The 13,721-nt window shown below is 50.6% G+C and carries 15 protein-coding genes; 13 read left to right on the top strand and 2 right to left on the bottom strand.

The window, feature by feature from the left end; genetic code table 11:
- The first annotated feature begins 156 nt into the window (after positions 1-156).
- The 11 genes from H9Q79_RS07695 to proC all read left to right on the top strand — a co-directional run bounded on the left by H9Q79_RS07695 (position 157) and on the right by proC (position 11,667).
- Positions 157-348: a hypothetical protein gene (locus H9Q79_RS07695; protein ID WP_118645528.1), complete on the top strand. Its 192-nt coding sequence runs from the start codon at positions 157-159 to the stop codon at positions 346-348.
- Between the two features lie 61 nt (positions 349-409).
- The gene (locus H9Q79_RS07690) at positions 410-769 is read left to right on the top strand and encodes an arsenate reductase family protein (RefSeq protein WP_118645530.1); all 360 of its coding nucleotides are present in this window, start codon (positions 410-412) and stop codon (positions 767-769) included.
- Positions 770-776: 7 nt separating this feature from the next.
- Entirely contained in the window at positions 777-1,457 is a 681-nt protein-coding gene (locus H9Q79_RS07685) for a response regulator transcription factor (protein ID WP_249329573.1), read from the top strand.
- On the top strand, positions 1,454-2,470 hold the full coding sequence (locus H9Q79_RS07680) for a sensor histidine kinase (RefSeq protein ID WP_118645534.1): 1,017 nt from the start codon (positions 1,454-1,456) through the stop codon (positions 2,468-2,470). The genes H9Q79_RS07685 and H9Q79_RS07680 overlap by 4 nt, the downstream gene beginning before the upstream one ends.
- Before the next feature lie 148 nt (positions 2,471-2,618).
- On the top strand, positions 2,619-3,386 hold the full coding sequence (locus tag H9Q79_RS07675) for an ABC transporter ATP-binding protein (protein WP_118645536.1): 768 nt from the start codon (positions 2,619-2,621) through the stop codon (positions 3,384-3,386).
- Entirely contained in the window at positions 3,379-5,361 is a 1,983-nt protein-coding gene (locus H9Q79_RS07670) for an FtsX-like permease family protein (protein WP_118645538.1), read from the top strand. The genes H9Q79_RS07675 and H9Q79_RS07670 overlap by 8 nt, the downstream gene beginning before the upstream one ends.
- 5 nt (positions 5,362-5,366) lie before the next feature.
- Positions 5,367-6,278, top strand: a complete 912-nt coding sequence (locus H9Q79_RS07665) for an RluA family pseudouridine synthase (RefSeq protein ID WP_249329572.1) — start codon at positions 5,367-5,369, stop codon at positions 6,276-6,278.
- A gap of 76 nt (positions 6,279-6,354) precedes the next feature.
- Positions 6,355-8,220 carry an asparagine synthase (glutamine-hydrolyzing) gene (gene asnB / locus H9Q79_RS07660; protein WP_249329571.1) on the top strand — a complete coding sequence of 622 codons (1,866 nt, stop codon included), beginning with the start codon at positions 6,355-6,357 and terminating at the stop codon, positions 8,218-8,220.
- 137 nt (positions 8,221-8,357) lie between these two features.
- Complete coding sequence (locus H9Q79_RS07655) at positions 8,358-9,401, top strand: FUSC family protein (protein WP_249329570.1); 1,044 nt, start codon at positions 8,358-8,360, stop codon at positions 9,399-9,401.
- A 414-nt stretch (positions 9,402-9,815) separates the two neighbouring features.
- On the top strand, positions 9,816-10,754 hold the full coding sequence (locus H9Q79_RS07650) for an aldolase catalytic domain-containing protein (RefSeq protein WP_118645664.1): 939 nt from the start codon (positions 9,816-9,818) through the stop codon (positions 10,752-10,754).
- Positions 10,755-10,872: 118 nt separating this feature from the next.
- Complete coding sequence (gene proC / locus H9Q79_RS07645; protein WP_249329569.1) at positions 10,873-11,667, top strand: pyrroline-5-carboxylate reductase; 795 nt, start codon at positions 10,873-10,875, stop codon at positions 11,665-11,667.
- A 47-nt stretch (positions 11,668-11,714) separates the two neighbouring features.
- Here the strand turns inward: proC and H9Q79_RS07640 are convergent, their stop codons facing one another.
- The gene (locus tag H9Q79_RS07640) at positions 11,715-11,957 is read right to left on the bottom strand and encodes a helix-turn-helix domain-containing protein (RefSeq protein ID WP_118645544.1); all 243 of its coding nucleotides are present in this window, start codon (positions 11,955-11,957) and stop codon (positions 11,715-11,717) included.
- Positions 11,958-12,079: 122 nt separating this feature from the next.
- Positions 12,080-12,538, bottom strand: a complete 459-nt coding sequence (locus H9Q79_RS07635) for a CYTH domain-containing protein (RefSeq protein ID WP_118645546.1) — start codon at positions 12,536-12,538, stop codon at positions 12,080-12,082.
- A gap of 182 nt (positions 12,539-12,720) precedes the next feature.
- Between H9Q79_RS07635 and H9Q79_RS07630 the strand changes: the two genes are divergently transcribed.
- Together H9Q79_RS07630 and H9Q79_RS07625 are read left to right on the top strand one after the other, a co-directional pair.
- A complete protein-coding gene (locus tag H9Q79_RS07630) occupies positions 12,721-13,278 on the top strand; it encodes a DJ-1 family glyoxalase III (RefSeq protein WP_118645548.1) in 558 nt (185 codons plus the stop codon).
- A 46-nt stretch (positions 13,279-13,324) separates the two neighbouring features.
- Positions 13,325-13,582 (top strand): hypothetical protein, encoded by a 258-nt coding sequence (locus tag H9Q79_RS07625; protein ID WP_118645550.1) that lies wholly within the window; start codon positions 13,325-13,327, stop codon positions 13,580-13,582.
- The last annotated feature ends 139 nt before the right edge of the window (positions 13,583-13,721 follow it).

Raw genomic sequence — 13,721 nt, 5'->3', positions numbered from 1 at the left:
AGAGTGTTACGGTTAATCAGACGTTGACTCTGACGCATACTGGGGATAAAATAGGGGCAGAACAATCCGCAGCGGCCAGGAGGAGGAATTACGGCCGGAAGATAATTTTTGAATATGCAGGCTGAATATTGGAATAAATTAACAGGAGGTCTTTAAATGTCCGAAAGCAGAAAGGTTTTGCGCGGTATAGCGACCGGTGTATTACTGATTTGTACAGTATATATAGTGTATTCTATTATAAAAGATCCTCTGGGTAAACATGACATTATGTTTGCCCTGGTTGTCACGGCAGGATTTATCGCGCTGGGCAGTAATAAGAAGGGAAGAAGTGAAGAAGCTAAGATGTGAAGAGCAAGAGAGACGATAACTGAGCGAAGTCTCCAATAGCTGAAAGAGAGGAGCTGCTGCTATGCTGTTTATATGTTACCCGAAATGCACAACCTGCCAGAAGGCAAGAAAATATTTAAATGAGAAACAGATTGCTTTTACTGAGAGAAATATTAAGGAGGACAATCCCACAGCCGAGGAGCTGAAGGAGTGGATTGCGAAAAGCGGCCTGCCGGTCAGGAAATTTTTTAACACCAGCGGATTGCTGTATAAGGAAATGAAGCTGAAAGAAGCTCTTCCGACGATGTCGGAGGAAGAGCAGATTGCTTTATTGGCCACGGACGGCATGCTGGTAAAGCGTCCGCTTCTGGTGACAGGCCGGGAGGTGCTGGTGGGTTTTAAGGCAGAGCAATATGACAGAATAGCCGGACAAGAACAGTGAGAATGATATGTATAAAATCCTGATTGTAGAAGATGATGAGATTATCGCCGGAGCGATACAGAAGGAGATCCGTTCCTGGGGCTATGATGCCCGGCAGGCGGAGGATTTTGAACACGTCCTTCAGGAGTTCGCCTCCTACGATCCCCAGCTGGTGCTGCTGGACATCGGCCTGCCGTTCTATAATGGCTTTTACTGGTGTGGGGAGATACGGAAGGTTTCGAGAGTGCCGATCATTTTTATTTCGTCGGCCGCGGACAGCATGAATATCATAATGGTCATGAACATGGGTGGAGATGATTTCCTGGTGAAGCCCTTTGACCTGAAGGTTATGACCGCAAAGGTACAGGCGCTGCTGCGCCGAACCTATGATTTTGGCGGGAAAACTGACCTGCTGGAGCACCGGGGGCTGATTTTAAATGTGGGGGATGCGTCCTTTTCCTACCAAGGCAGAAGGATTGAACTGACGAAAAACGAGAACAGGATTCTTCAGACACTGATGGAACAAAAGGGCAGGATCGTGAGCAGGGAGGCGCTGATGAGACGGCTGTGGGAGACGGACAGCTTTGTGGATGAAAATACGCTGACGGTGAATGTGACCCGTCTGAGGCGGAAGATTGACCAGGCGGGAATCCGGGATTTTATCGCCACCAGAAAAGGGGCCGGCTACATGATCGGGGAGGAGCCATGAGACAGAGAATCAGAGAGTTGGCGTCTTATCTTTACCAGCAGAGGAATTCAGTCTGGGTGCTGGGCCTTGGGGCGGTGCTGACGGCCCTGATGCTGTATCTGTATCAGCTTCCGATGGATGCCATCGGGTATCTGCTGCTGCTGTGGGCGGCTGCCGCGGCGTTCATAGGGCTACCTGGATTTCTGAGATTCAGAGGGCGGCACAGGCAGCTGGACGAGCTGAAGCATAAGGTCATCTATGAGCTGGACGGACTGCCGGAACCGGAAGACCTTCTGGCGAAAGACTATACGGAACTTTTGCAGATCCTGTACAGGGAGAAGGCGAAAGCTGTATCGGTGTCCGATGGGGCCAGAAAAGAGCTGATTGATTATTTCAGCATCTGGGCGCACCAGATCAAGACGCCCATCGCTGCCATGCGGCTGGTGCTCCAGTCTGAAGAGAGCAGCCAGAATCATGTGCTGGAGGCAGAGCTGTTCCGGATTGAGCAATATGTGGAAATGGTACTCTCCTATCTCAGGCTGGACAGCGATACCACTGATTTTGTCATACAGGAATACAGCCTGGACGGAATTGTGCGCCAGGCGGTCAAAAAGTACGCGCCATTCTTCATTCATGGGAAAATACGCCTGGATCTCCAGCCGTTGACGGAAAAGGTCCTGACGGATGAGAAATGGCTGGTATTCGTGGTGGAACAGATCCTGTCCAACGCGCTGAAGTACACGCGCAGGGGGAAGATATCTGTCTATGAAAAAAAAGACGGCGAGACAGGCGCGGTGTCGCTGGTGATCGCTGACACGGGGATCGGAATCGCCGCCGAGGATCTTCCCAGGGTATGCGAAAAGGGGTATACCGGATATAATGGCCGGAGCGACAAAAAGGCCAGCGGCATCGGCCTGTACCTGTGCCGGAAAATCCTGAACAAGCTGTCCCACGCCATCACCCTGGAATCCAGGCCTGGCGCGGGCACAAAGGTATACATCAGGTTCGAGCCTTTCGGAGAGAGAAGGCAGTAGCCTGGAACCGCAGAAGCACAGAGGTATACATCAGGTTTGAGCCTTACAAAAATGTAAGGAAATCGGGGGAAATGTAAGCTGAATCGATGGCAGACATTTCTCCTTTTCTTTAAAATGGGTGGTGTTGAGAATTAAGGAGGTACTTGAAATGTCAATACTGGAAGTCAACAATCTGAAAAAAATCTATACCACCCGTTTTGGTGGGAATCATGTGCAGGCTCTTGCCAACGTTTCTTTTTCAGTGGAAGAAGGGGAATATGTGGCGATCATGGGAGAGTCGGGTTCGGGCAAGACAACGCTGCTGAATATACTGGCCGCACTGGATAAGCCCACCAGCGGAGAGGTGCTGCTGAACGGGAAAAGCATTGTTTCCATCAGTGAAAAGGAAATTTCCGCTTTCCGCAGGGATCACCTGGGCTTCGTATTTCAGGATTTCAACCTGCTGGACACATTTTCCATACAGGATAATATATTTCTGCCTCTGGTGCTTCAGGGGAAGAAATATGAGGAGATGAGCGTGAGGCTTCAGCCGATTGCCAGAAAGCTGGCGATTCAGGATATCCTGGGGAAATATCCCTATGAGGTGTCCGGCGGGCAGAAGCAGCGGACGGCGGTGGCGCGGGCCTTGATCACCGCTCCCGAGCTGGTGCTGGCCGACGAGCCCACAGGCGCGCTGGACTCCCGTTCTGCCGATGAGCTGCTTCAGCTGTTCCGGCAGATTAACGGGGAGGGGCAGACGATATTGATGGTAACCCACAGCATTATGGCGGCCAGCAGCGCCAAACGGGTGCTGTTCATCAAAGACGGGGAGGTCTTCCATCAGTTATACCGGGGAGAACATTCTCAGGAAGAGATGTATCAGAAAATCTCATACACACTCACATTACTGGCGACAGGCGGTGGTAAGCATGAGTAAGTTTTTCTATTTCCAGCTTGCCTGGTCGAACATCAAAAAAAATAAGAAAATGTATTTCCCGTATATTCTGACCTGTACAGTGACGGTCGCCATGTACTACCTGATCCATTCGCTGGCCGGGAATGAAGGCTTCGGGTCGGGAACCGTGCGTGCGGTGCTGGGTCTGGCGGTGAATATTACAGCGATTTTTGCGGTAATCTTCCTGTTCTATACCAACAGCTTTCTCATGAAGAGGAGGAAAAAGGAGTTCGGGCTTTACAATATTCTGGGAATGGAGAAGAAACATCTGGGCAGGGTGGTGTTCTGGGAGACAGCCGATGTGGCAGCCATCAGCCTGGCGGCGGGCTTCGTTCTGGGAATCCTGCTGGACCGGCTGATGTTCCTGGCGATTCTCCGGCTGATCGGGGAGGAAATCCCTGTGGACTTCCGGATATCTGTGGACCCGGTGTTATCCGTGCTTTGCCTGTTCGGAATTATTTTTCTGCTGATCTTTTTGAATTCAATCCGCCAGATTCATCTTTCTAAGCCCATAGAACTGCTGAGGGGCGGAAATGTAGGCGAGAAGGAGCCGAAGGCAAAATGGTTAGTGGCGCTGCTGGGACTCGGCTGTCTTGCGCTGGGTTATTATATATCAGTGACGACGACGAATCCGGTGGCGGCGCTGAGCCTGTTCTTCGTGGCGGTTGTGCTGGTGATCCTGGGAACGTACCTGACCTTCATGGCCGGCAGCATCGCGTTTCTGAAGATTCTCAGGAAAAATAAGGGCTATTATTACCAGGCCAGGCATTTCACCAGCATTTCCGGTATGATTTACCGGATGAAGCAGAATGCCTGCGGGCTCGCTAACGTATGTATTCTGTCCACAATGACTCTGGTCATGGTGGCGGCCACCCTGTCCATGTGGATGGGTATGAATGGGATCATCAGGGAGCGTTTTCCGCGGGAAATCTGCGCCAGCAGCAACAGGCCTGAGGACGGCCAGACGGCAGAGCTGAGAGCCTGGATGGACGGGCTTCTGCAGCAGGAAGAGGTGGTGCCTGAGAACCTGGTTTCTTATTCCAGCCTGAGCTTCAGCGTCCTGGAGCAGGGAGGGGAATTTCTGTCCGGAGGGGGCAGCGGCGAGAATCTACTGAGTCAGGTCAACCAGCTACGGAATCTGTTTTTTGTCTCGCTGGAGGATTATAACAGGATAAATGGAACGGATGAAACCCTGGAAGACGGCGAAGTGCTGTTTTATTCCAACGGGGAGGAATATCCGAATGCGCAGTTTCAGGTGTTCGGCAGCACCTTTCGCATAAAGAAACAGCTGAAAGAGTTTGAGGGCAATAATCTGGCGGCTTCTGATATCGCCAGCAGCTATTTTGTAGTGGTAAAAGATCTGCAGGCTGTCTCAGGGTTGTTCCGGGCGTCGAAGGATGGGCAGGAAACTCAGGTTTATTATAACGATTACTATGCCTTTGACATGGGCGGGGAGGAGCAGCAGGCCAGCGCCCTTTACGGCAAGCTGCAGAAGGCCTGGACGGAAGCGGGCCTGAGCGGTAACGTGGGCTGCCGGTACGACAGCAGGCAGAATTTTATTGAAATGTATGGGAGCCTTTTTTTCATAGGCGTGTTCCTGGGCGCCCTGTTCATCATGGCGACGATCCTGATTATCTATTACAAGCAGATTTCAGAGGGATATGAGGATAAGGAACGCTTTGAGATCATGCAGAAGGTGGGCATGGACCAGGCGGAGACGAAACGGTCCATCCGTTCCCAGATCCTGACAGTGTTTTTCCTGCCGCTGATTATGGCAGGGATTCACATGGCCTTTGCATTTCCGTCAGTTTCCCGCGTCCTGGCGCTGCTGAACATGGTGAATGTGCCGTTGTTCCTGGGCTGCAATGTGGTCTGCTATCTGGTGTTTGCAGTATTTTATGTGGCGGTGTATGGTGTGACTGCGAAAATGTATTACAGAATCATAAAGGATAAATAAAAGCTATGGGAGATCGGATATTACGGATTCGGATAGAAAAAAAGGATGAAAACCTGACTGTTGAACAATACTTAAAGAAAAACCTGGAATTTTCAAAAAAGCAGATCAGCCGACTGAAATTCCGGGAGGATGGAATTCGTGTGGACGATGTGAGGCAGAGGGTCACCAAACGGCTGCGCGAGGGCGAGTACCTGGAAATCCTGCTGGAATCCTGTGGGAAAGATGCGTTACAGCTGGAGACGGATTCCGGCCGGCAAAAGCTCTATATTCTCTATGAAGACGCTGACCTCCTGATTGTGCGCAAGCCTTCCGGCCTTGTGTGCCATCCCTCCCACGGGCATTATCAGGATACGCTGGCCAACCAGGCGGCCGCCTATGGACGGGAACGGAGGGAGAACTGGACGGTGCGCATCATCGGCCGGCTGGATAAGGACACTTCCGGCATCGTGGTGTTCGCAAAGAATGCGGAGGCTGCGGCCCTTCTGGCCCGTCAGAGGGAAAGGGGGATTATGAAGAAAACGTATCTCGCCCTGGTAGAAGGGAAGCTTCGCCCTTCCAGAGGCTGTATTGAGAAACCCATCGCCCGGAATGGCGAAAGCCTCATGAAGATGAGGACGGACGGTGCCGGAAAGAGCGCGAAGACCTGGTATCAGGTGGTAGAGGAGGAAGACGGCCAGTCGTTGGTGCAGGTACAGATCGAGCATGGAAGAACCCACCAGATCAGAGTGCACATGGCTTCCGCAGGCCATCCCCTGGTGGGTGATCCTCTCTATGGAACAGGGAATAGCAGTGCCGATGATCCCGGCTGCGCTTCTCTGCACGCCTGGAAACTGGAACTGTCGCAGCCATTTACCGGAAAACGCCTGTTGATTGAAGCGCCTCTTCCGGAATGGTGCCGCAAGTTTTGTCCGATATGACGTATTTGACAAATCAGATTTGTTATACTAATATAGAGAAATCAGATAACAAATTGAGGAATGCAGAGGATACGATATGTGCGGAATTTGCGGATTTACAGGTACGTTTGAGAATGACGGGGACGTCATCCGGAGGATGACAGAGCTGATTACCCACAGAGGCCCGGACAGCGACGGATTTTATCGGGACGACAAAATTAATATGGGATTTCGCAGGCTGAGCATCATCGACCTTCAGGCCGGTGACCAGCCTGTTTATAATGAGGACAGGACGCTGGTCCTGAATTTTAACGGGGAAATCTATAACTACCAGGAACTGCGGGAGGAGCTGATAGAAAAAGGCCACACGTTCTATACGAAAACGGATTCAGAGGTGCTGGTCCATGGGTTTGAAGAGTGGGGCGAGAAGATGCTGGACCGTCTGAGAGGCATGTTTGGATTTGCGATCTATAATAAAAAAGACGGTTCCGTGTTTCTGGTGAGGGATTTCTTTGGGATCAAGCCGATGCATTATATGAATGTGAACGGCCATTTTGTGTACGGTTCTGAGATCAAAAGCCTGCTGGCATTCCCGGGCTTTGAGAAGAAATTTAACGAGCATGCGCTGGACAACTACCTGTCTTTCCAGTATGTGGTTCCGCCGGAGACTTTTTACCAGGGGATTCAATGCCTGCTGCCAGCACATTACCTCTGGTACCGGAATGGGGAGGTCAGCATCCACAGGTACTGGGAGCCCAGGTTCCATCCCGATGAATCCATGACGGAAGAGGAAGCGGTTGACAAAATTGAGAAGGTGTTTGAGAATTCCGTAGAAGCCCATAAGATCAGCGACGTGGAAGTGGGCTGCTTTCTGTCCAGCGGGGTAGATTCCAGCTGGGTGGCTTCCTACTTTTCAGGGCAGAAGGCCTTTACGGTAGGATTCGGGGAAGACGAGCGTTATAATGAGACCAGCTGGGCCGAGGGAGTGGCGAAGGAAAAGCAGCTGGATCACTACAAGCACCTGATAACGGCTGATGAATTCTGGAATGCGCTGTCAGGCGTGCAGTATTTTATGGATCAGCCGCTGGCAGACCCGGCCTGTATCGCTCTGTATTTTGTGTCCAGGCTGGCCAGCGAGCAGGTGAAGGTGGTGCTTTCCGGAGAAGGCGCGGACGAGCTGTTCGGAGGATACCGGATTTACCACATGCCGGATTCCAACTCTAAATATCAGAAGATTGTTCCGCTTTTTATACGCCGTGCGGTGGGGGCGCTGATGTCCCACCTGCCGCATTTCCGCGGCAGGGATTTCCTGATCCGGGCGTCAAAGCCTCTGGAGGAAGTATTTATCGGCAATGCGTCCATGTATAATCAGAAGGAGAAAAAGCGGCTGCTGAAGCGTCCCGAGCTGGCCACAGACCCCAGCCGGACCTGCAGGCCGTTCTATGACCGTGTAAAGGATTACGATGATGTGACGAAAATGCAGTATCTGGATATTAATCTCTGGATGGTGGGGGATATCCTGCTGAAAGCGGACCGCATGAGTATGGCGAATTCCCTGGAGCTGCGTGTTCCCTTCCTGGATAAGGAAGTCTTCAGGGTTGCGGCGACGGTCCCGAGAAAACTGAGAGTTGCCAATGGTACCACAAAATACGCCATGCGCAAGGCGGCGGAACGCCATCTGCCCACGGCGACGGCGGAGAAGCCGAAGCTGGGATTTCCGGTGCCGATCCGTGTGTGGCTGCGGGAAGAGAAATATTATAACATTGTAAAAAAAGAATTCACCTCCGACGCTGCCGCGAAATATTTCAATACCGGCGAGCTGGTAAAAATTCTTGACCGCCATTACCATCAGAAAGAGGACACCAGCAGGAAGATCTGGACGATCTATATGTTCCTTGTCTGGTACAGAACCTGTTTTCAGCAGGATTATGCCAATGGGACGCCGGGGCCTGGAAAGAAGTGATTGTTTACTGTTCATTCTGTGGCCGGCAGCGGCCAAAGGCCGGGAATAGACGGCTGCCGTCTGATACAATTGACAATTGCCGCGGTTAAGGGTATAATGCCTCCCTGATCTGGAAATGATGAAGGAGGTATTTGTATATGACATTTTATCAGGAACTTCAGCTAAATCAGGCTGGATCGAAAAACTTAATCAGACATGCGGAGAGCCGCCGGGAAAAACTGCGCCATACGCTTATCTATCTGCTGAAGATAGTGATCACGCTTGCCTTCTGTATGGCTTTTGTGATCGCTTTCAGCACTGTTTTCGGAGGAGAGAACAGCATTGTGGGCGTGGTGGTTCTGCTGTGCGTTATGGTATTCCGGAATGCGGATCTGGGGATACGGACGTCCCATGGGGCGGTTTCGCTGATTTTGATCTTCGGGATACTGGCGTTCGGGCCGAAGCTTGCGAACGCGAGCGGGCTGTTCGGGGAGTTTCTGGTGCATGTTCTGTGCATTTTCGGGCTGACATTTCTGGGATGCCACAATGTTGTCATGTCTAATCAGTCTACATTGGTGTTGGGCTATTTGCTGTTATATGGGTATGATGTGACCGGACGTGCATATCTCATGCGGCTGGCGGGAATAGGTGCCGGCGCCGTGCTGACGGTGCTGGTATATTGCAGGAATCACCGGAACCAGGTGTATAAGAGAGATTTCCGGAGTCTGCTGCAGGAGTTTGATCCCGCGTCCACCAGGACGAGATGGCAGCTGACGGTCACTCTCGGAGTCGCCTCTGTGCTTTTACTGGCTGGAGCGCTGCGCCTGCCGAGGGCGATGTGGACGGGGATTGCCGCCATGTCGGTGATGGTGCCCTTTGACACAGACTTGAAAAAGCGGGTGAAAGGCAGAATTCCCGGTAACATTGCCGGGGGGCTTCTTTTTCTCATCATCTATAGCTTTTTTCCTGAAACAGTTTATTCCTGCATCGGAATCATCGGGGGCATCGGAGTGGGCCTTTCCGTGAGCTACGGATGGCAGGCGGTCTTTAATTCGCTGGGGGCTATGTCAATCGCAGTGGGAATCCTGGGGCTTCCGGGAGCGGTTTTTTTCAGGATGCTTAATAATGCAATAGGCGCTGTCTATGGCCTGGTTTTTGAAAAATTATTTCACCGGTCAGTGGCGCGGCTGTCAGCGGGCTGAGATGGTGAGGCGTGTCAGCAGGTTAAGCAGGCAACAGAGGCTTACAGCTAAGAAATGAAAATGCTCATTGACAAATGATATGAAAAATCATATAATACAGAAAACAGTTAAGAGGGACACGATTATGTCTAACAGAAATCTCAGTTTAACATCTGCATACTTTTATTTTTACGGCTGGCGCAAAGAATTTGTACCGGCTTGTTGCGGTGCGCAGATCCTGAGAATTCCAAACTGTTTATAAATCAGACAGAGAAGAAGAATCATATGGGTCGATGCTTGCATCCAGCAGGCATCGGCCTTTTTGTATGTCTGTGAACGGAAGGATTTCCAGAAACACAAGGCGCATCCTCTGCCGGACGCGAAATAATAGGCGGTGCAGGAATGCGGCAGAAAAAAGAAAAGGAGGAAAAAATAATGAAACCCGAGATTTTAGACTGTACATTACGAGACGGAGGACTGGTGAACCGATTCTTTTTCAGCGATGAATTAGTGCGGGATCTGTATCAGACAAATTTAGAGGCCGGCGTTGATTATATGGAATTTGGATATAAGGCGTCGGAAAAACAGTTCAATCGGAAAGATTTCGGAAAATGGAAATTCTGCCGTGAAGAAGATATCCGCCAGGTTGTAGGAGACAATTCATCCAAGATGAAAATATCTGTGATGGCGGATGTGGGAAGAACAGAGCCGAGCAGCATACTGGCGCGCAAAGACAGCGTAATTGATATGATACGGATTGCAACTTACAGCTCCACAATTCCCGAAGCTTTAGAGCTGCTTGAGGACTGTCATGAAAAGGGCTATGAGACCTCTGTTAATATCATGGCGGTATCGAGTGACACAGAAGCGGTGATCCATGAATTCCTCGGGAAACTCTGTGACAGTCCTGCAGATGTGATTTACCTGGTGGACAGCTTTGGAGCCTTCTATCCGGAACAGATCCGGAACCTGTCCGCCCTGTATCTCGGATATGCAGAGAAAAAGGGAAAACGACTGGGAGTTCACGCCCATAACAATCAGCAGCTTGCCTTTGCGAATACGATAGAAGCGATTCGCTGCGGGGCAGGATTTGCAGACGCAACTTGTGATGGAATGGGAAGGGGGGCCGGCAACTGTTCTATGGAAATGCTGGTGGGATACCTGAAGGATAAACAGCTACAGGAGCTTCCGATTCTGGAATTCATAGAAAAGCATCTGATTCCAATGAAGGAAGCGGGAGTCCGATGGGGATACGAACTTCCCTACCTGCTGACTGGACAGGGAAGAGTGCATCCGTCCAGGGCGATACAGTTCATACAGGAAGGATGCAAAGATATTGCCGGAATGTTTGCACAGATAGCAGCGGGGCAGTAAGCCTCAGGCCGGCACTTTGCAGTGGCAAACCTGAATATGCTTGAAAATCGGGTGGAATGAATTATAATAGTATGAAAAGAGCTGTAAATGTACAGGGAAGTTCACAGGAGGTATTCAGATGAAGATAGGGTTTGTCGGCTGCGGGAATATGGCGACTGCCATGATAAGCGGTATCGTGAAGAAAGGGCTGGTCGCCAGGGCGGATCTGATTGCATCGGCAAAATCGGAAAAGACACTGGATAAGATCGGGAAGGAGCTGGGGATTCGGGCTGCTGCGGATAACCGGCAGGCAGCGGCAGAATCGGATGTGCTGATTCTGGCAGTTAAGCCGGTTTATATGGAAGAAGTGATAGAAGAAATATCGGATGCCATCAGGCCGGGGACAATAGTGGTGACACTGGCGCCGGGCAAGACGCTGAAATGGCTGGACGCCACGTTTGGGAAGCCTACGAAGCTGGTTCGGACGATGCCGAATACTCCGGCCCTGGTCGGGGAAGGGATGACTGCGCTGTGTCCGAATGAATTTGTGAAGCCGGAGGAATTGGCAGAGGTTGAGAAGATATTCCAGAGCTTCGGCAAGACACAGGTGGTACCGGAACCAATGATCGACGTGGTGGTCGGCGTCAGCGGCAGTTCGCCGGCGTATGTGTTCCTGTTTATCGAGGCTCTGGCTGACGCGGCGGTGGCGGACGGTATGCCCAGGGCACAGGCCTATGAATTTGCAGCGCAGTCTGTGCTGGGCAGCGCAAAAATGGTGCTGGAGACCGGGAAGCATCCGGGAGTTCTGAAGGATATGGTATGTTCGCCGGGCGGGACGACAATTGAAGCGGTTCGCGTGCTGGAGGAACGGGGGCTGCGCAGCGCTGTGTTTGAGGCCGCAAAAGCCTGTGTGAAGAAAGCAAGAGAAATGTAAAAAATAACGGAGCTGCGGAAAATCTGATTTTCTGCGGCTCCGGTTATTTAAAGGTTTTTGTTCTGGAAATCCAACAGGTCTTTTACCGGGACGTCCAGCGCTTCTGCAATGTCGAACAATCTGTTCAGAGAAATAGAAGTCCTGCTGTTCGGCGCTTCAATGTTGCTCATGTGTGTCCGGCTGATATGAACAGCCTCAGCCAATTCTGCCTGTGTCATTCCCCTGGCTCTGCGGTAGTAAGCTATCGTGAGGCCTAAAAGCCGTAGTTCATTTAAATGTGAATAATTCATGGCATTTCTCCCTTCCGTACAAAAGCTTTACTTTACAGTTTAAACGTTATAGTTAACAAAATAAACAATCCAGCACTAACAAATCGCAAAATGAGTTTTTGCAAATGGCCTGAAAAACAAAACTAATGAGATGTATTACTATACTTACTTAAAGTGCTGTTATGATATTTGTCGGAAAATGTCACATCCTCGCCGAACCAGTCAGGGGGAAGAAACGCATTGGCGGCAGCTATGTCCGGGAATTCCACCTCTGCCAGATACAGGCCTGTATAAGGAGCGTCAAAGACATCTAATTCAATGGTCAGAGTGCTGTTAAGAGGGAGCAGGTATCTTTTTTTTGACAGAAGGATACCGTCAGTTTTTGGCTTTAAGTGTTCATAAGCCGTGGAAGTCAGCGGAAGATTGTATTCTTCACGGACCATCAGGCCCTGTCCTTTGTACGTGAGGTAGTAATCATTATCCTGTCTTCGTATGCGCACTACCGGGTCGGTGCATAAATAACCCTGTTCAATCTGATGGCAGGGGAATTGTTCCAGATGATCCGGCAGTGCCTGAATCAGATACTTTCTTTCTATTTCCATGGGAAACGCCTCCTTATGCTTAAAAAGGAAATTTGCTTCTGCAGAGTGCACGTGTCATAATATATTCTGGAGTAAACACAGTGTATCATATTTCATTTGAAAAGTCATGGAAATGATGTATAATTTTCATAATGGAGGAAAGTCGTCCACAAAACGTTAATGACATAAAAGGAGGATCAGATATGGCAAAAATATATGTTTTTCTGGCAGACGGATGTGAAGAAGTGGAGGCATTAACACCGGTAGATCTGATACGGCGCGCCGGTCATGAAGTATGTATGGTTTCCGTCATGGGGAGGAAGCAGATTACCGGGTCTCACGGAATCAGGATAGAGGCCGATGTGCTTCTGGAAGATGAGGAGTTTGATGAGGGAGATATGTATCTGCTCCCCGGCGGAATGCCGGGAACCCGGTATCTGGGAGAGAGCCGGCGGCTGGCGGAACTGCTGCTTCAGAGGCATGCGCAGGGTAAACATCTGGCGGCTATCTGCGCGGCGCCGAGCGTGCTGGGGCAGCTGGGGATTTTGAAGGATAAGAAAGCGGTATGCTATCCGGGCTTTGAAGAAAAACTGACGGGGGCCCAGGTGCTCACAGTGCCGGCAGTTACGGATGGTACGATCACCACGGCCCGGGGAGTGGGTGCCGGAATTGATTTCGGGCTTGAGCTGATCCGGGTACTGGACGGAGCAGATAAGGCCCGTGAAATAAAGGATCAGATCGTATATCCTTATAACAGCTGACAGATGCCGGAATTCCCGGAACTATTCTAACAGGAGGAACGGAGAGATGCTTACAGTATTTAACCGAAAAGAAGTAGCCGCCACATACGATATGGCGGAGCAGAGCAGGGTACGCAGGATATTGGCTGAGAATCACATTGATTACCGGGTAAAAGTAATCAACAGGAAAAGCCCTTCCGCGTTTTCAGATACGAGGGCCAGAACCGGAACCTTCGGAGAAAAGCCGGAATTATTTTATGAGTATTTCATATATGTCCATAAAAGAGATGCTGAAGAGGCACAGTTTGTGCTCAGAAAGCCATAAACAGGTTTGCAACCCTGTGTGACAGACGGATGATGCAAAAATTGCAGGTTTCCATCTTGCGCTTTTAAAGTGTTTATGATATACTCTTTTAATGACTGTAACGGGGAAAGTCTGCTCCAGAGTACCCCGTAGCAAGCTT

Source organism: Wansuia hejianensis, assembly GCF_014337215.1.
In the GTDB taxonomy this organism is placed as follows: domain Bacteria; phylum Bacillota; class Clostridia; order Lachnospirales; family Lachnospiraceae; genus Scatomonas; species Scatomonas hejianensis.
This window is presented reverse-complemented; position numbering and strand designations above follow the sequence as displayed.

Coding starts and splice junctions, on each gene's coding strand:
- H9Q79_RS07680 (WP_118645534.1), top strand. CDS start 1,454: ATGAGACAGAGAATCAGAGAGTTGGCGTCTTATCTTTACCAGCAGAGG.
- H9Q79_RS07650 (WP_118645664.1), top strand. CDS start 9,816: ATGAAACCCGAGATTTTAGACTGTACATTACGAGACGGAGGACTGGTG.
- proC (WP_249329569.1), top strand. CDS start 10,873: ATGAAGATAGGGTTTGTCGGCTGCGGGAATATGGCGACTGCCATGATA.
- H9Q79_RS07675 (WP_118645536.1), top strand. CDS start 2,619: ATGTCAATACTGGAAGTCAACAATCTGAAAAAAATCTATACCACCCGT.
- H9Q79_RS07690 (WP_118645530.1), top strand. CDS start 410: ATGCTGTTTATATGTTACCCGAAATGCACAACCTGCCAGAAGGCAAGA.
- H9Q79_RS07655 (WP_249329570.1), top strand. CDS start 8,358: ATGACATTTTATCAGGAACTTCAGCTAAATCAGGCTGGATCGAAAAAC.
- H9Q79_RS07665 (WP_249329572.1), top strand. CDS start 5,367: ATGGGAGATCGGATATTACGGATTCGGATAGAAAAAAAGGATGAAAAC.
- H9Q79_RS07630 (WP_118645548.1), top strand. CDS start 12,721: ATGGCAAAAATATATGTTTTTCTGGCAGACGGATGTGAAGAAGTGGAG.
- asnB (WP_249329571.1), top strand. CDS start 6,355: ATGTGCGGAATTTGCGGATTTACAGGTACGTTTGAGAATGACGGGGAC.
- H9Q79_RS07635 (WP_118645546.1), bottom strand. CDS start 12,538: ATGGAAATAGAAAGAAAGTATCTGATTCAGGCACTGCCGGATCATCTG.
- H9Q79_RS07625 (WP_118645550.1), top strand. CDS start 13,325: ATGCTTACAGTATTTAACCGAAAAGAAGTAGCCGCCACATACGATATG.
- H9Q79_RS07695 (WP_118645528.1), top strand. CDS start 157: ATGTCCGAAAGCAGAAAGGTTTTGCGCGGTATAGCGACCGGTGTATTA.
- H9Q79_RS07670 (WP_118645538.1), top strand. CDS start 3,379: ATGAGTAAGTTTTTCTATTTCCAGCTTGCCTGGTCGAACATCAAAAAA.
- H9Q79_RS07685 (WP_249329573.1), top strand. CDS start 777: ATGTATAAAATCCTGATTGTAGAAGATGATGAGATTATCGCCGGAGCG.
- H9Q79_RS07640 (WP_118645544.1), bottom strand. CDS start 11,957: ATGAATTATTCACATTTAAATGAACTACGGCTTTTAGGCCTCACGATA.